Here is a 20,204-nt window from a genome sequence, read left to right on the forward strand (position 1 = left end):
AGTGGGACAAGCAGTGAAAAACAAACTAGCTCAGCCTTTCTTGAAATGGGCTGGTGGTAAGCGTCAATTGCTTCCAGAGATTAGAAAATATATGCCTAAAGAGATTAACACTTATTACGAGCCGTTTATTGGTGCTGGAGCGGTCGTTCTTGATCTTCAGCCTAAAAGAGCAGTAATAAATGATATAAATATTGAGTTAGTGAACGTCTACACGATTGTGAAAAACAATCTTGAAGAGCTAATTGAAGAATTAAAAAAGCATGAGAATGGAAATAACAGTGAGTATTTCTATGAAGTACGAAGCTTAGATAGAAGCAGAGAAACTTATAGCCAGCTTTCTCCTGTTGAAAAGGCTGCGAGAATGATTTACTTAAATAAGACTTGCTTTAATGGGTTGTACCGAGTGAACAGTAAAGGTCAGTTTAATGTTCCGTTTGGTAAGTACAAAAATCCTAATATCGTCAATGAGACAGTACTTCGAGCGGTTCATGATTATTTAAGCAATCATGATGTGACGATCTGGAATAAGGACTTTTCCGATGTGGTTGCAGATGCTACTCAAGGCGACTTTGTTTACTTTGATCCTCCATATGACCCAGTCTCGGATACGGCCTCTTTTACCAGCTATAGTTTAGATGGTTTTAACAGAGAAGACCAAATCCGATTAAGAGACCTATGTGTTGAGTTGGATAAAAAGGGTTGCAAATTCTTATTGAGTAACTCAGCAACTGATTTTATTAAAGAAATCTATACAGAAAAAGGATTTCATATAGAGATTGTTTCAGCAACAAGAAATATTAATTCAGTCGGTTCTAAGCGCGGTAAAATTGACGAAGTACTGGTGATGAATTATGAGCAAAACGGATGATGCATGGGAGATACTATTTGAGCGTCATAAGATTTTAGAAAATGTCCGTCAGAATGGTTTCTTTGAAATACAGGCTAAAGAGATCAAAAAGGTAAGAGAGCCAAGGTTAATGGCTAAGTTTGATCACTTTAGCCACTTGCCAAAACTTTTTAAAGAGCATGGGCTGTCCATTTTACCGATTTCTCGTTCTAGTTATGTTATTGGTGAGTTTGATGTCTATGAAAAGGTTCATTATAATCACAAGTTAAAACCCATTAGAGTGGACTTTCCTGCTGATTTAACAACGATTGATCCGACGAATCTTTATTCCGAAAGTTCAGCCCTTCATTGTGCCCATGTGACGGGGATGATGGAAATGGTTATGGGAGAAGAATCTTATCAAACGATTTCTGGGAGAATGTCGTCAAGAGAGTTTGACTTTCATATTCAAACGAAAAAGGGAAATGATCGGCACATTACAATTAAGAACTCTCAGATTGAAATTGATGGTGGCTATGAGAGTCAAAATCAATTCATGATCGTAGAAGCTAAAAATGAAACTGTTGATGATTTCCTTGTGAGGCAACTCTATTATCCATATCGTCTATGGAAAGAAAAGACTCATAAGGAAGTTAAACCGGTTTTTTTCACTTATTCAAATGATATTTTCAGCTTCTTTGTGTATGAGTTTACTGATCCTAAAAGATATAACTCCTTAAGATTGATTGAGCAGAAAGACTTCATTATTGCTCATGAGAAGTTGGAGTTAGAAGATATAGTGGCAATATTTCAAACGGTCCAACCCGTACAAGAGCCTGAGATACCTTTCCCGCAGGCTGATTCATTCACAAGGCTCGTTGATTTGCTAGGATTACTGGTTGAAAATGATTTGAGCAAAGAAGATATTACTCAGAATTATGATTTTGATGTGAGGCAGACGAGCTATTACACTTCAGCTGGAATGTATCTTGGTTTAATTGAAAAATACATAGATGAAAACAAACAGGTCATGTTTACACTTACTAAAAGTGGAAAAGAAATCATGAGACTTCGAACCAAGGATAAATTTTTGAGATTAACGAAAAGTATTCTAGATCATGAACCTTTTAAACAAGTTCTAGCCGAGTATTTTCAAAATGGTACTCTTCCGGAGAAGCCGAGAATTGTGGAAATCATGAAAAGATGCAATCTTTACAATGTTAATTCGGAGAGCACTTATTTTAGAAGAGCTTCGACTGTTACAGGTTGGATTAACTGGATTTTAGAGTTGCCAGAGATATACTAATGGAATCGGTCTTTGTCCCATATTCTAGGGGCTTGGACCGTTTTTAATTGCTACAAAAAAATTGGAAACATACTATTAGATTATTGAGATCAAATCATGTATTCTTTATAAAGTGATTCAATTCCCAATGGGGGAGAGAGAAAGAAGGAAAGAGGGTATGTTATGCAAAAATTAGAATTCAACAGGAAAACAATAGTAACGTTGCTACTAGCTGGTTCGTTTATCGCCATTTTGAACCAAACGTTAATGATTACAGCAATCCCTCCGATTATGGAAGAAATGGGGATTACAGCGAATACTGGTCAATGGCTAACGACTGTTTTTATGTTAGTGAACGGTATTATGATCCCTGTCAGTGCCTTTTTGTTAGAACGGTTTTCCACGAGACAGCTATTTATTACAGCGATGAGTATTTTTGCGGCTGGTACTCTCGTTGCAGGAATTGCACCTAACTTTGAGATGCTGTTAATTGGGCGCGTTATCCAGTCAACTGGAGCTGGGGTTATGTTACCTCTTATGCAGACCGTATTTTTAATGATTTTCCCAGTAAATAAACGTGGATCGGCCATGGGGTTAATTGGCCTTGTTATCTCATTTGCTCCCGCCATTGGGCCGGCCTTATCTGGTTATGTGACAGAGCATTATTCTTGGCGAGTCTTGTTTTTTATTATTCTTCCTATTGCTATTATTGATATTGTTATCGCCTTTTTTGCTTTAAAAAATGTAACCGAATTGAAGAAGCCTAAATTAGATGTATTATCCATTATTTTATCATCATTTGGATTTGGTGGTCTTCTATATGGGTTTACATCCGCTGGGAATAACGGTTGGTTCGCGATGATGACCATCTTGTCTCTTGGTATTGGAGCAGTAGCTCTTGTATTATTTATTCTAAGACAATTACGAATGAAGCATCCGATGTTGGAATTCCGTGTATTTACGTATTCGATTTTTCCATTAGCTGTTGTCATTGGAATGATTACATTTATGGGTCTAATTGGAGTGGAAACACTCATCCCACTCTATATGCAGAATATGCGTGATTTTACTGCTTTTGAAGCGGGTCTTGCCTTGTTACCAGGTGCAGTTATTACAGGATTTATGTCGCCAATTGCAGGTAGAATCTTTGATAAATTTGGGGCAAAAAAACTAGTTATGATTGGTCTAACGATTATTACCTTGTCATCTTTTGCTTTTATAAGATTAGATACGACTACTTCCTTAGCTTATATGACGATAATGTACAGCGTCCGCATGTTTGGGTTATCTATGGTTATGATGCCAATTGCAACAGCGGGATTGAATCAATTGCCAAAAAGATTAATTCCACATGGTACAGCAATGGATAACACGATGCGACAAATTGCTGCTTCTGTTGGAACAGCTATCCTTGTAACAGTTATGACGACATCCGAGAAATCAGCTGCTAGTAGAGAATTGGTCAACCCGGATATCTATGGCGCAAACGTTGCCTTTATTGTGGTTGCCATATTATCTCTAGTCGGATTAATTATCTCGTTTTTTGTTAAAAATAATGGACCGTCTCAAGAGGAACTGGAGAGAATAGATAGAGAAAGAATGAGAGAGTAACAACCAGGGGGAATCCTTTTCCTATTATTTCAATTTTTTATCTTTCAAAAGTTTTAATGTTTACTATAAAAGCTTACCGATATTTTTTCGGTAAGCTTTATTTTTTTATAACTAAGGAGAATTGTACTAGGTATATGTTCTCATTAAAGAACAATCGAAAACTAGTATAATTAGTTGTGAAAAGTCGAAAATTCTAATAATTGTTAACTTTTTGTTTTAGGAAAGTTAAATTTTCGTTAATAAGAACGAAAAAACTAGAAGAGATGGTAAGTTGTTAGTAGACCTCAAGTGCTTCCTACCAAAAGAAAGGGGGATTCATTTAGTAGATTTGGAGGAATAGATGGAAGCAATGTTTTACCCTGAGGAACTATATATGAGATTAGAGGAGGAACTCACTTGAAAAGGCTTAGAAAACAGCTATTTGCAATAACGACAATGTTCGTCATGTTGTTTAGTCTAGTTGTCCCATATCAAGCACAAGCCGCTGAAACGATAACCGTTGCACAGGCTATTGCGAATAATTCAGGGACGGCTACGGTTGAAGGTTATATTGTAGGTTACACAGCAAGTGGTGGCGGAGGAAAAGCTACATATGACTTTGAGGCTCCATTTTCTGCAGATACAAACTTTGCCATTGCCGATAGCCCTACAGAAAGAGATGCAACGAAAATTTTACCGGTGCAGCTTCCTAGTAGTTTCCGTGGGGACTTCGGACTATTAACGAATCCATCGATCGTCGGTCAAAAGGTATTTATAACTGGATCACTTGAAGCTTATTTTTCAGTACCAGGCTTAAAATCTCCATCGGCCATGTCGTTTGATGGCACAACACCACCTCCAGATGAAGAGCCTATTGATGGAGTAACTGGATTAAAAATTCATGATATCCAAGGTCAATCACATACATCACCTTATAAAGATCAAAATGTTGTAGATGTACCAGGGATTGTTACTTATGTCGTAGATGGCAGCAATTTCTATATGCAAGATCCGAACCCAGATGATAATGCAAGCACAGCAGAAGGTCTTCTTGTGTACAAGCCATCTCACAGTGTTGCTGTGGGAGATAGCGTAACGGTGTCAGGGCTTGTAAAAGAGTGGGTTCTTGATGGTTATGATGAAAAGTTACAAACTGACTTAGCAATGACTGAAATTAATGCCCAAACAGGAAAAGTTACAAAGGTTTCTAGTGGAAACGAACTTCCGGCTTCCATCGTCATCGGGAAGGACGTAACTCCGCCGACTTCTGTAATCGACAACGACCAATTAGGAACATTTGACCCATCAGAAGACGCGATTGATTTTTATGAAAGTCTTGAAGGGATGCGTGTTTCTCTTGAAAACCCGATTGTAACAGGACCACAGGAATATGGTGAAGTTTCTGTTATTACCGGTCAAGTGGAAGGAAAAGCATATACAAAAGAGGGGATTCCTCTTTTAACAAAAGAAAATCAAAATCCTGAAAAAATGTTCCTTCAGTTAGATGATCGTAGCTATGTTACGAAGGCTGGAGACAGATTTGATGGAACAGTTACTGGCGTCGTGAGCTACACATTTAGCAACTTTAAGATTCTTACAAAGGCATCAGACCTACCAGATTTAGTAGAACGTGAAAGAACGAATGAAGTAACGTCAATTCAAAAAGATGGGGACAAGCTTTCGATTGCAGGTTATAATATCGAAAACTTCGTAGCAACAGACACTGCTAAGCGCGATAAACTGGCAAAATCAATGGTCGAAAATTTAGGATCTCCAGATATCATTGGTCTTGTTGAGGTGCTTGACGAAAGTGGAGAAACAGATAATGGTGTGGTCAAAGCGGATGCAAACTACAAGGCATTAAGTGATGCAGTCAAAAGTTTTGGCGGACCAACTTATGCTTGGACAGAAATTGCTCCAGTTGACAAGGAAGATGGTGGAGTACCAGGCGGAAATATCCGTGTTGGATATCTATACAATCCTGAACGTGTGACGCTAAATGAAGCACCTAAAGGAGATGCAACAACAGCTGTTGCTTATGAAAATGGCTCTCTTACTTTAAACCCAGGCCGCATTGATCCAACCAATTCAGCTTTTAATAGTAGCCGTAAGCCACTTGCAGCTGAGTTCACATTCAACGGCGAAGAAGTTATTGTCATTAACAATCACTTCAACTCAAAAACAGGGGATCAACCTCTGTTTGGTAAAAATCAACCACCTTACCTTGAGAGTGAAGCACAACGTGTAGAGATTGCAACGATCGTGAATAACTTTGTCTCTGATATTAAGGAACAGAACGAGGATGCAAATGTTGTTGTATTAGGGGACTTGAACGATTTCCAATTTTCTGCTCCACTAGCTGCATTAAAAGGTGATGTTTTAACAAATCTTGTTGAAACTTTACCAGCTTCAGAACAGTACACTTATAACTATCAAGGAAATGCGCAAGTGCTGGATCATCTTTTAGTAACAAATAATCTTGCAGAAGCGGCAGAGTTTGATATCGTAAACTTTAACTCTCCGTATATGGAAGAGCATGGACGCGCGAGTGATCATGATGCTGTTGTTGCTCAGTTAGATTTAGCGGTTGAAGAAGGACCATTTACGTTATCACTTCTTCATACAAATGATTCACATGCCTATGTTGAGCAGTTCCCAAGGCTGGTCACTGCTGTGAACGAATTACGTTCTGAAAAGGAAAATAGCCTGTTATTAAATGCAGGAGATGTGTTCTCAGGAACATTATATTTCAGACAGTATTTAGGTCTAGCTGACTTGTATTTTATGAATCAATTAGGCTTTGATGCAATGACTCTCGGAAATCATGAGTTTGATAAGGATTCTGCGACTCTCGCGAATTTCATTAAGCAGGCAGAATTCCCAATCGTGTCATCGAATATTAATATGGCAGCAGATGCTGACCTTGGACCACTGTTCAATGATTCCATCGGTGGAAATAATGAACAAGGAGAAATCTTCCCAGCCATTATTAAAGAAGTGGATGGAGAAGAGGTTGGAATCTTCGGATTAACAACGGAAGATACAACATTCCTTGCTAGTCCAAGTGAGGACGTAGTATTTGAAGATGCAGTTGAAAAAGCAAACGAAACAATTGCACTTCTTGAAGCACAAGGTGTAGACAAAATTATTGCACTATCCCACTTAGGCTATCAACCTGATTTAGATTTAGCAGAACAGGTGGATGGAATTGACGTTATTGTTGGTGGACACTCTCATACGAAGCTGGATGCTCCAGTTGTCATTGAAAAAGAAGAGCCAACACTAATTGTTCAAGCAAATGAGTATTTGAAATACCTTGGTGTACTTGATTTAACATTCGACGAAAACGGTGTAATCACAGATTATGCTGGTGAATTGAAGGATTTAGCTACGTATACAGAAGATGCAGCTGCAAAAGCGAAGGTAGAAGAGTTCAAAGCTCCATTAACAGAACTTCAAAAGCAAGTTGTGGGTAGTACATCTGTTGCGTTAAATGGAGAGCGTACCGATGTCCGGAGCAAGGAAACAAATCTAGGAAACTTAATTGCTGACGGAATGGTCGCACAAGCAAATGAGTTTATTCCAACGTATATTGCGATGCAAAATGGTGGAGGAATTCGTGCCTCTATTGATGAAGGAGACATCACGTTAGGAGAAGTATTAACAGTTTTACCATTCGGAAACAGCCTTGTTACTCTTGACCTTACAGGTGAAGAAATACTTGCTGCATTAGAGCTTAGCGTGAGTGCACCTGGTGCAGGTGGTTTCATGCAAGTATCAGGCTTGAAATTTAAGTATGACCCAGCGAAACCAGTTGGTGAGCGTGTCTGGTATGTAGAAGCATTAACTGCTGAAGGCTATGAAGAGCTTCAATTAGATAAAACCTATCGTATCGCAACGAATGCATTCACTGCTGACGGTGGCGATGGTTATACAATGTTTAAAACTGCGAAGGATGAAGGCAGAATCACTGAGTTGTATATTGTTGACTTTGAAGTGTTCACTGCATATCTAGAAGCGAACAATCCAGTTGCACCTACGGTTGAAGATAGAATTGTACAAGGTGTAGCGGATAGTGCAGCTCCAGAAGCTCCTTCTGTAAATGAAGTGACTGACCAATCAACACAAGTGTCTGGAACAGCAGAAGCTGGTTCAACAGTGGAAGTGTCTGTTGGAGGAGAGAGCATTGGTTCTGGTACAGTTGCGGAGGATGGCAGCTTTGGCATCGAAATTGCTAAGCAAGTGGCTGGAACAAAGCTTTCAGTTACGGTAAAAGATGCGGCTGGCAATGTTAGTGAAGCAACAGTCGTGACTGTTATTGATAAAACGGCACCGGATGCACCACAAGTGAATCCTGTCGTTCACAATGATACGGTTGTCACAGGAAAAACTGAGGCCGGTGCAAGTGTGAAGGTCGTGTCAAACAAGAAGGTCATTGGTACAGCTATAGCGGATGAGAAGGGTAACTTCAAGGTCACTGTACCAAAACAAAAACATAAGGATGTCCTAACCGTCACAGCAACAGATGCTGCTGGAAATGTAAGTAAGGCTACAACTGTTGACGTGTTAAAGAAAAATGAAACACCTCAACACCCTGCAGTCGCATTGGTCATTCAAATCGTAACTAGTGTCTGGAATATATTAAAGGGATTGTTCTGGTAAAAATTAAGAGGTAGTTTCGCATAAAGCAATCACGAATGTTGTGTTAAACAATGTTTGTGATTGTTTTTTATTGTATCGTAGGAAACTATTTAGTATTTTGACTAACTAAGGAGAATTCAATTTTATCGCATAGAGATTTTTTTAAAGAAGAAAATAAGGAAAAACGAATGAAGAGGTCAATTTTGTGGCTACTTTTATAGTGATTTATTCAACTGTACTAATATTTTGGTTAGTAATTATTTTTTCTAAGAAAAATCTGTCTAGAATAGAAATGTATTCTACATCCCTTTTCGCTCTTGTTTTCGAGTTAATCGCTAATATCTATTTAGATTTAAAATATGATCTATACGGATATTTCGATAAAGGTCCAGATTGGAGAACACTCCCTACACTTATACTAATTTTTCCGGCAGTCAATCTATTATTTCTAAATTTTTATCCTTTTACTAGAAGCAAAACAATACAGCTAATATATATTTTGATATGTTCAATTATAGGTGTTGTTTTTGAATGGATTTACATACAAACTGACTTTTTTTATCATAACGAATGGAAGTTACGGTATTCACTTGTAAGTTATCCATTTATTTTTTATATACTAACTCTCAATATAAGATACATAAGAAAAATGATAAACAATAAATGAATGGAGTAATATTTTTGAGGAGAGTTTCAAGGAGATAATTCTGAAAAATTGATCCTTATTCGACAATTTTATGTTTGAGTAGCGAGTTCAATGTCAATAAATGATACTGATTGTTCCATAAAAACAACCAGTATCTGAGAAATAATAATACCCTAGAACATGCCATTCTGATTAGGAGAATCCTCTGGTATAGGTTGACCGACATCCCACATTTCAACAATTAGGTTATCGTAGAAACGAAAGATGTGTACAACAGCCCCTCCAAGATCATCTGGATTTTGCTTTACATGGGAATAGACTGTAACCATATCTCCTTCTTGAATCGCAAGTTTAATATCGAGTTTCTTGTGAGGATTTATAACTGCATTTTCCTCCATCGCAAGCATGAGCGAATCGGCATCGCCAAGAAAATAGGGATTATGATGAGAAAAACTGGGACTTATGTATTGTTGGTAGGCTTCTCGCACTTGCCCTTGTGCGACGAGTTGTAGAAAAGAAACAGCTTTCTCTTTATGGGATAGGCCAGAAGTTATCTGAGGTTCTGTACTCATTCTCAAACTTCCTTTCATATAAGAAAATATAATGAAAGCTTAAAGTATATAAACATTTATATCAATTGTTGGAATAATATTGATTTCTGTTGATCTAGTAAATTTGCTGGATTAGGCTTTATAATATTCTTAAAGGGAGAATTTTCTAAGGGGGAAACCGATTGAGTATTTCTTTTGAAGTGAAAAGGACAGTACATGTATCCCAACAAAAAGTATTTGCTAGCTTGATTGATCTGGATTCTGCAGAGCGCTGGATGCAAGGATTAGTAAGAATAGAGCGATTGGATGAGGGCTCTATTCAGGAAGGAAGCCAGTGGAAGGAAACAAGAAAAATGTTTGGAACAGAGGCGACTGAGCATTTTGAAGTCGTGGAACTGAATCAACCAAATAAAATTGTTCTCCGTTGTGACGGTACAAAAGGGACAACAGGTAAAGGAGAATTTGTTTTTACATACATACTTACATCTGTGGATGAGATTACAGAGGTTACATTGAATGGTGAAATAAAAGGGCTTACTGGCATGGCGAGATTATTCGGCAAAATGATGGCAGGTACCTTCAAGAAAGCTTGTGCGAAAGATTTAGATGCACTAATAAAATATTTGGAAAAATAAGAGCTTATAATAGGAACGTATAGGGGAGTTTATTATGACCATTATCGATAAATTGAAGCTGACTAAGTATAAAAATTTGGTTGTACTTAACCATCCAAGCGATTATGATGTATTTGCTGGATATAAGACGACGTTATCAGGAGAACATGATGCCATTTTCATCTTTGTAGAAACGCTTGAAGAAATGGTTAAGCATACTCAGAAAATTATAAAGGAGCAGCCATTGCTTGAAAAAGGATACTTATTTTTTGCTTATCCGAAAAAAGGGAATAAAAGGTATGAAAGCTTTGTTCATAGAGATGATATCTTCCCAGCCATGAAAGTTGGCGAAGATGGATATGTGGCAAATAGCGATTTAAAATTTTCACGGATGGTGAGTATGGACGATGTATTTACTGTTGTTGGGTTAAAGCAGGAAAAAAGGAAAGCTCAAAAGTCATCTGCAGCAAGTCAATGTGTTGCTGATTATGAGGACAATGTAAAAGATGTTGAGGCACTGTTGGAGAATTATCCCAATGAGCTTCGCTTTTATAAAGAATTAACACCTGGCTATCAAAAAGACTGGGCCCGTTATATCTTTTCTGCTAAGCAAGAGGCAACACGTGAAAAACGTCAAGCGCAAATGGTGGAGATCTTATCACAAGGGTATAAGTCTATTGAATTATACCGTCAAAAAAAGAAATAGGATTATATGAACTTTAAGCAATCAAGAACACCTTTTAATAACAACGTTTTTGATTGTTTTTTTTATGAGAATAAAATTTCCTTTTTGTCCCGATAATGAAGGAGTACTGTAACGATTGCTAGAATACATACGGTTGTAAAAGGAAATCTCATTTTGAAGGAGGTAATTATGGGAAGAGTAATTCATTTTGAAATTCACGTGGATGACATGGAGCGTGCTAAATCGTTTTACGGAGAGGTATTTGGATGGACATTTCAAGATTGGAGTGACTATGCGGGAATGCCTTATTTTGGAGCGGTAACTGGCGCTGAAGGTGAGCTAGGAATCAATGGAGCTTTAATGAAGAGGCAAGGTCCACCACCAGAACCAAACCAAGCACTAAACGGTTTTGCTTGTACCCTGGGAGTGGAAGATTATGATTCAGTTGAAGCGAAAATTCTACAAAATGGAGGCAAGGTAGCATTGCCAAAGCATCCTTTACCAGGCATGGCGTGGCAAGGTTATTATTTAGATCCAGAAGGTAATGTATTTGGTATCCATCAACCAGACGAAAACGCAAAATGATAAAAAAGCAGTCCATTGTGTCACATGGACTGCTTTTCGATTATTGCAGAAATGATTTTTCAAAGATTTCTAGCAAATACTCAAGAGTAATAGGATCGCTGTATGTGGATGCCTTCGTATTTATTTCAAATACATGGCCGTTCTTAACTGCAGGGATGTTCTTCCATGAATCGGTCTCTAAAAATGAATTATCAACATCTGGGTTTTTACTTAAAATCACATAATCACCAGCAAAATCAGGAAGTACTTCTAATGAGATTGTATAAATTCCTGATTCAAGTGCCTTTTCTTTTACGATATCAGGCATTTTTATATTCATAGCTTGATACAATATTTCCGTACCGCGGGCATAGTTATTTCCGAAGACATACATCTCTTTGCCTCCACTTTCAATGACAGAAACGGTGGCATCTTCGCCAATTTTAGCTCGTATTTTTTCTCCAGCAGTTGCTGCACGCTTCTTGAAATCGTCAACCCATTCGGTTGCTTCCTTTTCTTTGTTTAATAGTTTACCAATTTCAATTTGCTGTGCTAAATAATCTAATTTCCCCCAAGTGTACACGACAGTCGGAGCAATCTCACTCAGTTTATCAAGATTTTGCATGTGTGAACCAGCGATAATTAGATCCGGTTCTAGTTCAATAATTTTCTCCAGGTTTACCTCTGATACGATTTCTACTCCTTTAAGCTTATCAGTGAATAAGGGATTTGCATTCGTCCATTCATCAATCCCAACGATTTTACCATCTAATGCTAATACATTTGGTCCATTTGTGAGGGCAATGATTCTTTGAGGATTTTTTGGAACCTCAACTGGCCCAATTTCTGATTCATATGTAAATGTGTCTTTTTCTGTTTCAGTATTAGCTGATTTCGTTGCTTCAGTTGCATTGTTATTTCCGCAAGCGCTAAGAATAAGTCCAAATAAGAGTAATAATGTAGCAATAGTGAGCTTCTTAATAGTAATCTTCCTCCTTATAAAACCTCAAATAATAATGATAATCATTATCAACATAATTATATTAAGGTAAATGAAAATGGTTGTCAATGAAACGTTTTCAATTTGATGAAAGAATCGAAAACGATATCATGACGTGATATTGTCATATAAAAAGAAAATATTAAACTAAATTTACGGTCTTAAGACTGTTAAAAAAATATTGATTTCCCAAAAACTTTTCTACATATTTCGTACGTCTATTAACTGTAAGCCCGTTAGCTAACGAGAAGAAACAAGGAGATGTGTTATGTGTTAAGGAAGAAGCCTAGGCAGGAAGAAATGATTGCTGAGTATGTGATACAAAACAAAGAACGTTTTTATCGTCTTGCTTACAGCTATGTTCAGAATCCTGATGATGCACTTGATATTGTACAAGATTCCATTCATAAGGCCATTACATCAAAAACTTTAAAGGATGAAAAAGCGATTAAAAGTTGGTTCTATCGAATCGTTGTGAATACATCCTTAGATTTTCTTAGGAGGAAAAAGAAAGTAACAGTAGTAGACGATTCCACGATTCAGTTGCATATGAGTGGCCATGAAGATCACTATACAGATATAGATTTACACCAGTCATTGAACGAGTTAGTTCCTGAATACCGCAGTGTTGTCATCCTTCGATATTTCGAAGATTTGAAACTCGAGGAAGTAGCGGAAATTTTAGACTTGAACGTGAACACTGTGAAGACACGGTTATATAAAGCGTTAAAAATACTTAGGGTACAGATGGATTCAGAGGAGGCCAACTAAATGAATGATAAAAAAATCGAGCAATTAAAAGAACAATATAAAGAAATTCCCATTCCCTTAGAATTAAACAGGGTGGTCTATCAAGCCTTAGAAAAAAGGAATTCGAGAAAGGCTCTTTATCGCTGGGGAGTTGGAGTAGCAGCGGCAATCATTATTTTTACAACAAGCATTAATGTCAGTCCTGCTTTTGCAAAAAAGTTGACGGATGTGCCAGTGGTAGGCGATATCGTTGAGGTATTAACCTTTAAAAAGATCGCGGTGGATGAAGGAAATTATCAGGCTGATCTTGATGTGCCGAAAGTAGAAATGGACAATGAAGCACTAGAAGAAGGCTTAAATTCAAAGTATCTAGAAGAAAGTAAAGCACTATATGAAAAGTTCATGAGTGATATGCAAGCTCAAAAGGCCATTGGTGAGGACGGTCATCTGAGAGTAGATAGCGGATTTGAGATTAAGACTGAGACTGATCATATATTATCAATTGGTCGTTATGTAGAGGAGACACAAGGTTCTTCCATGACAACATTACATTACGATACGATTGATAAACAGAAGCAGTTGCTCGTGACATTGCCGAGTCTTTTTAAAGATGACACGTATATTGAGGCTATCAGTGCAAATATCAAAGCGCAGATGAGACAACAAATGGAAGTGGACACTTCAAAGACGTATTGGCTAGAACCATCTGAACCGGATGGTTTCAAGTCGATATCCAAAGACCAGGAATTCTATATTAATGCAGACAATCAATTAGTCATTTCGTTTGATGAGTTTGAGGTGGCACCAGGGTATATGGGTGTTGTTGAGTTTGTGATTCCGACAGATGTAGTAGCGGATGTTGTTGTGAGCGATGAGTACTTAAAATAAGGTTCGAACAAATCCCTTCTCCGAATTTGAGAAGGGATTTGTATTTTTAATGGCTCATTTCAGTTGTAGTTCCATCATCTTCACCAGTCTTTGTCACTTTAAGTGTAGCGACTGCTCCTTTTGTTGCATGGTTGAATTGATGTGTAACGATTGGATAGCTACCTTCTTTTGTCACCGTGAATTCAACAACAGCTCCGCCACTAGCTGGCAACATCACTGTTTGAAGACCTTGCATATGGTTGTAAGGGTTGCCGTCCATATATACATCATCGAAAACCGTACCGACTACGTGGAAGGAACTAACTTCGTTCGGTCCAACATTATTAATATAGATTCGCACTTTATCGCCGACTTTAGCTAATAATGGTTTTTCTTTCAGCGTAAAAGTATCCCCGTTTGTATTTGGGTCGCCTTCTTTCAATGCTTTCGTAGAGAATACAACATGACTAGGAACCCCATTTGTAAAATCCTCTAAATCATTATATTTATACCATTCGTTTTGAACCAGCACATACTCTCTATCAATCTCTTTATCTGTTGGGTAACCATCCTTTGGTTTGACAATGATGGTACCGTGCATTCCGTTTGCGATATGAGATAGAACGGGTGCTGTTCCACAATGATACATAAAGACACCTGGGTTATTTGCAGGATAGCTAAACGTGCCTGTTTCGTCAGGTTCTACGTTTGAAAAATCATGGGAAGGTGCAGCATGTACAGCATGAAAATCCATGCTATGCGGAATGGCTGGATCCATGTTCTTTAAGGTGAAATTAATGGTATCGCCTTCGTTTACTACCACGACGGGTCCTGGTGCCTCTCCATTAAATGTCCACGCTTTGTAGATTTTTCCTTTGTCGATTTCAATATCCGTTATTTGGGACGTCATTTCAACATTGACCTCTGCCGGACCAACACGTTCAATTTTTAACGGAGTTGGTTCCTGATTTAGTCCTTCATGTGGCTTAATCACCGCTGTAGTACTTGTTTCTGCTGCCATTGCTTTGTGTTCTGTTTCATTGTCTTTTGAATCTGCCTGCTGGTTACATCCTGTTAAAAGTCCTATGCCTAACGCTGAAGTAAGAAGAATTTTTACACCTTTATTCATTTGTGTTTCCTCCTTAATTTACATTTCCTTTTATATCTTCATCATAGTTCCGAACTCCTTCTAAATTGGTGATCTTTCTCACAAACGGAGTCGAATCTGTGAAGGATTTGTGAATATGTATTCAGTATTGTGAATGGTGGACTTAGTAAATAATGTGGATATATTTGTAACCTTCTTTATAAGAGATTTTTTGTTTTAATAAGGAGACCTAGGGAAATTTGTCCGCTGATGTTACAATGAATCTATGTGATACAAAATGAGCGGGGTGTGTAATTTGAAAAACTTCATAGCATTTGATTTTGAAACGGCTAATAGAAGAAGACATAGTATTTGTTCTGTGGGAATGATCTTTGTTGAGGATGGGAAAATTGTAGATTCTATCTATCAACTGATTGATCCAGAAGAGCATTTTGATCGGATCAATGTTTCGATTCACGGTATAGTACCGGATGATGTAATAGGGGCACCAACATTTGATGTTTTCTACCATTCTATTAAAGAAAAAATAGAAAATAAATTGATGGTTGCACACAATTTGTCATTTGATGGTTATGCACTTCGTGACAATTTGGCGCGATATGAAGTGCTTCCGAGTTATAATCAATTTTTATGTACTTACCAAATGTCTAGAAGAATACTTCCTGGTCTTCGAACCTATCAACTTAATTCCTTATGTAGTCACTTTGGAATTGACTTAGTCAATCATCATCATGCTTTAGATGATGCAGAGGCATGCGCTTATTTAATGTTAAAGTTGACGAATGATTATGGAATTACGGATTTCGAGGAACTTTATTCGAAGACAAAGATTAAGCCTGGAGAAATTTCCGTTGGAACTTTTCGTTCATCACTCGTTAGTAAATAATTGATTTAAAAAGGTGGTTTCAGTTAATTCTGAAACCACCTTTTGATTTTATAATCTATCTTTTTCTAAATAAAGCAGTCCATAAGAAAGGAACTCCAAATTGGTAATTTGGCTGCTTTATTTCTTTCATTTTCCGAATTTCAATTACTTCATATTCATGAAAAATCATTCTTAGCTTTTCTTCCGTATAGCCTAAGCCTCCCTGAAGACTACGTGATCGATAGACCTCCCAATCGGAAATATTTGCCCCGCCTAGTTCTCCGTCTGGGATAAAGCATGTTAAACCGAAGTAACCATTAGGCTTTAATGCTTTGTTGAGTAATTCCAGATAACTCATTCTGCGATGAGGGGCGATATGATGAAAACAGCCAGAATCATATATGATGTCATATGTATTCTCTTCAAGTTCGAGATCAAAAATACTTTTATTGATGAAATTTACAAAAATGTTCTTTTCGGCTGCTCTTTCTCTTCCCCAGGCGATTCCTTCTTCAGATAAATCTACCGCATCGACAGAATATCCATGTTCAGCCAGGTAAATGGCGTTTCTTCCTGGACCGCAACCAAGTTCAAGTGCTCTACCCGAGTGGAGAAAGCCTTGTTCGTAGTAGCTTACTAAGTTTTCGTCTGGGGCATTAACGAAAAAAGGTATTTGTTTCTCTCGATTAGCGTAAAAATTGTTCCAACTAAATTGCGAGTTTTCTTGTAATAAAACATCAAGCATTTCTAAAAGATCATCGTAATTATTAATCGACTCTTTCAAATTTATCCCTCACTTATGTATTTATAATTTTATTATACAGAAAGGGGCTGCGAGTTAAGTTACGGCAAGGTTAAAAGGTCATTAATTACGCGGTTCTTGAAGACCTATAGTTAAGTTGTTTTACCCCACTATAGTGGTAAAAATGGCCCGATTTAAAGAAAAAATTCCGTTATAGACTTATTATACATGCTGGATATAAAGGCCGATAAGAAGTCAGTAAAGGGGATTTAAACTTATTGGGAATATGGATTCTAACATATATTGTTACAAATGTTGCGATAATGTTACATTGGGAAAAGAGGAAAGTACTCAAAAATAGAGAATAACTATTTTTGAGGTGAAAAAATGGAGATTCGTGCTGCGAAAGTAGAGGATTGGAATATGATTTGGGAGCTTTTCTTTCTAATGGGAAAGACAGATAGTCAGGAAAAGGTTAAAGAAAGATTTACCGCTATGACAAATAGCGAACAACATTACATACCTGTTGCGATATTAGAACAGAAAGTTGTTGGCTATGGTTGGGTGCAAGACTACGGATTTCATTTAAGAGCAGGGAAAAAGATTAGTCGATTAAATGATATATTTGTGCTGAAAGAGTACAGAAATATGGGTGTTGCTCGTAATCTATTTTTTTCAATAAAAGACTGGGCCAAGCAGAATGAAACAACATGGCTACAGTGGAACTCCAGCCCAAGTGCTGTCCAATTCTATCAAAGATTGGGCTTAAATCCACTTGCAGAAGATGATGACTGTCCGTTTTTTGAAATTGAGTTTTAATAAAGTAGCTTAAAGTTTACTTTTGGATGAAGTGAACAAGAGAGACCAAAGTGTTACCACCCTGTCTCTCTCTCTTTAAATTACACAAATCCCCTAGTTATAAGCTCCGTAGCTAATCAAGTTCGTAAAAATGCGATATCCTCCTGGTACTTGTGCTCCGATTTGGCGATAGAATACGAGATTGGTATATAGATAAGTACCTTCTCCGTATTCTGCCATCAAAATTCCACTTGTAAACGGTGCCTCATTAGGGTCTGCCATAGATACGAATGTTTCGTAATGGTCATCCCATGCCATAGGATAATATAGGCCTCGTTCTTGGACCCAGTTATCCCAGTCGCTGTCGACGATCTTATTCGGTACATTGAATAGTGCATGTTCTGGTTGAGTAACTGTGACCTCCGCATTTTCATCAGTAACGCGCCAGCGAATGGAAGGATTTCCTATTGTTAATGGATAAGGTGGCGTTAGCTTAGAATCCCAAGGGTCTCCTGATGTCATATACTGTACTACTAAATGGCCGCCATTTTCCACATAGTCTAGTAATCTTTGATTATTTTGTAGAAAGTCTGGTCTACCCAGCGTTACGCGAATTCCGGTAACAATAGTATCATATTGTGAAAGATCACCATTTGCTAAATCATCAGCTGTTAGCTTTGTAATATCAAACCCAGCATTTAATAGAGAATCGGCGACTGTGTCAAATCCGCTATCGATATAACCAACCTTCAGATTATCTGGTTTTAATAATTCAAAGGCGACGCCATTAATTGTAGATGGGTACAGGAAGAAAGAATCATCTATATGATCATACTTAATTTCCTGAACGGTGGTGTCGAATGTTGTACCATTAGATGTTGCATTAGCAGCAATTGTAAAATTACCTTCCTCAACAGTGGACGGTGGAATTAAGGTGAAATCTACTTCTTTTTCTTCAAATCTTTCCGAAAAATTCACTTCTGCAATTGCTGGTTGACTATTCCAGCCTGATGGTAGATTGAGAGAAACTTTCGCGTTTTTAGCCCCATTAAAATAATTCTTCACTTCGACAGTGACTGGAATCTCATCTTGAACGTCAGCAGTGTTCACTGTAACATTTACCGGCTCAGGTGTAACACTTAATTCTGGAAGGACGCTTACAGTATTTTCTAATTCCAATACTGATGTTGTCTCTACTCCATTTTCCTTGAATGTGAGTTGTGCTTTTAACACGGATTCATCATATGGCTGGAAATACTCCGCATCAGATGGAACTGTGACAGCAAAAGTAACTGTCTTAGATTCGCCTGGTTTTAGATGCTTTACCTGAGTAACACCTTCATGTTTCCAATTTTCTGGGGTAAGTAGTGATGCTTCGATATGTTGGATCTTTTGTTTCCCCTCATTTGAAATCGTAACATCAACTTGTGTTTGTTCTCCTTGTGTCAATACATAGGAACCAATCGTAATATCAACGGCAAGACTGGAAGAAACATAGCTTACTTGTTGAAGCTGTTCTTTCTTTAATTCAAGTTTGTGGAGCAAGTCGTTTTTAGTTGCAGCATCTAATTTTGCTGATTTCGTGCTAGAGATTAATTTTTGTACATCACCTAGAGCCTTTTGTGATTTTGGTAAGATAGCTTCTCGGTTTGGATACAGGTTGATAATTTCTTCTAATTCGTTTTGTAATGAATCTAACTGATTACTGACATTTTTAGCAGGAATAACATCTGCCCATTCGTGGAAGTCATAAGGAATTCCAGCAAAAAGATCAGTTGAATCAGAAGGAGCAGTTGATTTTATTAATTCTAAATGTGCTTGTCGAGGAGCTACTGGAATATCGCTTCCCATTCCTTGACTCTTATGCAAGTATCTTGATGCCTCGCCAAGTTGTGGGTAGCTCATACCGTAAATGGGGTCATAGTCACCAATTTCAATAGACGTGATGTTTTCTCCTGCTGATGTAACAGGTAAGAAAAGTTTTTTGACCTGCCATGGCTCTAACCCATTTGCTATTTGCTCGGGGAAGACAGTCGGGTCGGCTGCATCTTCAAATGCGCTTTCGGATAATACAGCTATTGCTCTGTGATGACCATGCTGACTATCAACGTTCTGGAAAGAAGGCATCAAAATATCTGGCTTATAGGTTCTGATAAATTTGATTAGCCGTTCATAAGTTACTTCTTCTCCCCATTTTTGAAGTGTTTCATCTGGGGATTTAGAAAAACCGAAGTCATAAATGGCATCAGATGTTGTTTCACTTAAGTGATAGGCTTTTACACCGTTCACCTTTGCTGCTTCAATCATCTCATTGGAGCGAATAATTCCTAGTGCATTTCCTAATTCATTGCCGATTGCATTTTGCCCACCTTCACCACGATTCGCAATTAAACTAGCTGTTTTTACACCTAAACCGCGAGATAAATAGGCAAGCAAATCACTACGTTCATCATCTGGGTGTGCTCCTGTGTTTAAGAAAGTAACTGTAGTATCTAGAGGCTTAACAACATTCCAAAGTTCGACGTCAGCTTCACTTTGTTCTTGTGCAAGACTAATTGGTGGAAGTAAAGAGGCAAGTAAAAGAATGGACATCAACAAATAGAAGAACTTTTTCAATTTCCGTAACCCCTTTCAAATTTTGTTTTAATAAAACGCTCAGAACTCCTTTCCTT

At 37.7% G+C, this 20,204-nt stretch carries 17 protein-coding genes; 12 read left to right on the forward strand and 5 right to left on the reverse strand.

Going from position 1 to position 20,204, the window contains the following annotated elements; all coding sequences use genetic code 11:
- Position 1: 1 nt before the first annotated feature.
- The 5 genes from FAR12_RS18155 to FAR12_RS24025 all read left to right on the forward strand — a co-directional run bounded on the left by FAR12_RS18155 (position 2) and on the right by FAR12_RS24025 (position 9,009).
- The gene (locus tag FAR12_RS18155; RefSeq protein ID WP_170972248.1) at positions 2-868 is read left to right on the forward strand and encodes a DNA adenine methylase; all 867 of its coding nucleotides are present in this window, start codon (positions 2-4) and stop codon (positions 866-868) included.
- Entirely contained in the window at positions 852-2,132 is a 1,281-nt protein-coding gene (locus FAR12_RS18160; protein WP_126410209.1) for a type II restriction enzyme, read from the forward strand. Before FAR12_RS18155 ends, FAR12_RS18160 begins: the two co-directional genes overlap by 17 nt.
- A 162-nt stretch (positions 2,133-2,294) precedes the next feature.
- Positions 2,295-3,722 (forward strand): DHA2 family efflux MFS transporter permease subunit, encoded by a 1,428-nt coding sequence (locus FAR12_RS18165; RefSeq protein WP_126410210.1) that lies wholly within the window; start codon positions 2,295-2,297, stop codon positions 3,720-3,722.
- Positions 3,723-4,118: 396 nt separating this feature from the next.
- A complete protein-coding gene (locus FAR12_RS18170; protein ID WP_246010439.1) occupies positions 4,119-8,363 on the forward strand; it encodes a 5'-nucleotidase C-terminal domain-containing protein in 4,245 nt (1,414 codons plus the stop codon).
- 271 nt (positions 8,364-8,634) lie between these two features.
- Entirely contained in the window at positions 8,635-9,009 is a 375-nt protein-coding gene (locus FAR12_RS24025) for a CBO0543 family protein (RefSeq protein WP_126410296.1), read from the forward strand.
- Positions 9,010-9,161: 152 nt separating this feature from the next.
- Here FAR12_RS24025 and FAR12_RS18180 read toward each other — a convergent pair whose 3' ends face one another.
- The gene (locus FAR12_RS18180; RefSeq protein WP_126410211.1) at positions 9,162-9,560 is read right to left on the reverse strand and encodes a nuclear transport factor 2 family protein; all 399 of its coding nucleotides are present in this window, start codon (positions 9,558-9,560) and stop codon (positions 9,162-9,164) included.
- A 161-nt stretch (positions 9,561-9,721) separates the two neighbouring features.
- Between FAR12_RS18180 and FAR12_RS18185 the strand changes: the two genes are divergently transcribed.
- From FAR12_RS18185 to FAR12_RS18195, 3 genes are all read left to right on the forward strand, one after another.
- Complete coding sequence (locus tag FAR12_RS18185; protein WP_126410212.1) at positions 9,722-10,174, forward strand: SRPBCC family protein; 453 nt, start codon at positions 9,722-9,724, stop codon at positions 10,172-10,174.
- A gap of 34 nt (positions 10,175-10,208) precedes the next feature.
- Complete coding sequence (locus tag FAR12_RS18190) at positions 10,209-10,859, forward strand: YdeI/OmpD-associated family protein (protein WP_126410213.1); 651 nt, start codon at positions 10,209-10,211, stop codon at positions 10,857-10,859.
- A 168-nt stretch (positions 10,860-11,027) separates the two neighbouring features.
- Positions 11,028-11,423, forward strand: a complete 396-nt coding sequence (locus FAR12_RS18195) for a VOC family protein (RefSeq protein ID WP_126410214.1) — start codon at positions 11,028-11,030, stop codon at positions 11,421-11,423.
- Positions 11,424-11,463: 40 nt separating this feature from the next.
- Here FAR12_RS18195 and FAR12_RS18200 read toward each other — a convergent pair whose 3' ends face one another.
- Positions 11,464-12,402 (reverse strand): iron-hydroxamate ABC transporter substrate-binding protein, encoded by a 939-nt coding sequence (locus FAR12_RS18200; protein ID WP_342772336.1) that lies wholly within the window; start codon positions 12,400-12,402, stop codon positions 11,464-11,466.
- 300 nt (positions 12,403-12,702) lie between these two features.
- Between FAR12_RS18200 and sigV the strand changes: the two genes are divergently transcribed.
- Positions 12,703-13,173, forward strand: a complete 471-nt coding sequence (gene sigV, locus FAR12_RS18205) for an RNA polymerase sigma factor SigV (RefSeq protein WP_246010445.1) — start codon at positions 12,703-12,705, stop codon at positions 13,171-13,173.
- Positions 13,174-14,040: an anti-sigma-V factor RsiV gene (rsiV, locus tag FAR12_RS18210; RefSeq protein WP_126410217.1), complete on the forward strand. Its 867-nt coding sequence runs from the start codon at positions 13,174-13,176 to the stop codon at positions 14,038-14,040.
- 46 nt (positions 14,041-14,086) lie between these two features.
- On the opposite strand, the gene FAR12_RS18215 is transcribed toward rsiV, so the two are convergent.
- Positions 14,087-15,148: a multicopper oxidase domain-containing protein gene (locus FAR12_RS18215; RefSeq protein WP_126410218.1), complete on the reverse strand. Its 1,062-nt coding sequence runs from the start codon at positions 15,146-15,148 to the stop codon at positions 14,087-14,089.
- A gap of 274 nt (positions 15,149-15,422) precedes the next feature.
- On the opposite strand from FAR12_RS18215, the gene FAR12_RS18220 reads away from it, so the two are divergent.
- On the forward strand, positions 15,423-16,013 hold the full coding sequence (locus tag FAR12_RS18220; RefSeq protein ID WP_126410219.1) for a 3'-5' exonuclease: 591 nt from the start codon (positions 15,423-15,425) through the stop codon (positions 16,011-16,013).
- 55 nt (positions 16,014-16,068) lie between these two features.
- On the opposite strand, the gene FAR12_RS18225 is transcribed toward FAR12_RS18220, so the two are convergent.
- On the reverse strand, positions 16,069-16,776 hold the full coding sequence (locus tag FAR12_RS18225; RefSeq protein ID WP_126410220.1) for a class I SAM-dependent methyltransferase: 708 nt from the start codon (positions 16,774-16,776) through the stop codon (positions 16,069-16,071).
- Between the two features lie 345 nt (positions 16,777-17,121).
- Here FAR12_RS18225 and FAR12_RS18230 point away from each other — a divergent pair, with 345 nt between their 5' ends.
- Complete coding sequence (locus FAR12_RS18230) at positions 17,122-17,553, forward strand: GNAT family N-acetyltransferase (RefSeq protein WP_126410221.1); 432 nt, start codon at positions 17,122-17,124, stop codon at positions 17,551-17,553.
- A gap of 93 nt (positions 17,554-17,646) precedes the next feature.
- Here the strand turns inward: FAR12_RS18230 and FAR12_RS18235 are convergent, their stop codons facing one another.
- Positions 17,647-20,148, reverse strand: coding sequence for an NEW3 domain-containing protein (locus FAR12_RS18235; RefSeq protein ID WP_126410222.1), 2,502 nt, complete (start codon positions 20,146-20,148; stop codon positions 17,647-17,649).
- Positions 20,149-20,204 lie beyond the last annotated feature (56 nt).

It is taken from the genome of Bacillus yapensis, assembly GCF_005280205.1.
In the GTDB taxonomy this organism is placed as follows: domain Bacteria; phylum Bacillota; class Bacilli; order Bacillales; family Cytobacillaceae; genus Robertmurraya; species Robertmurraya yapensis.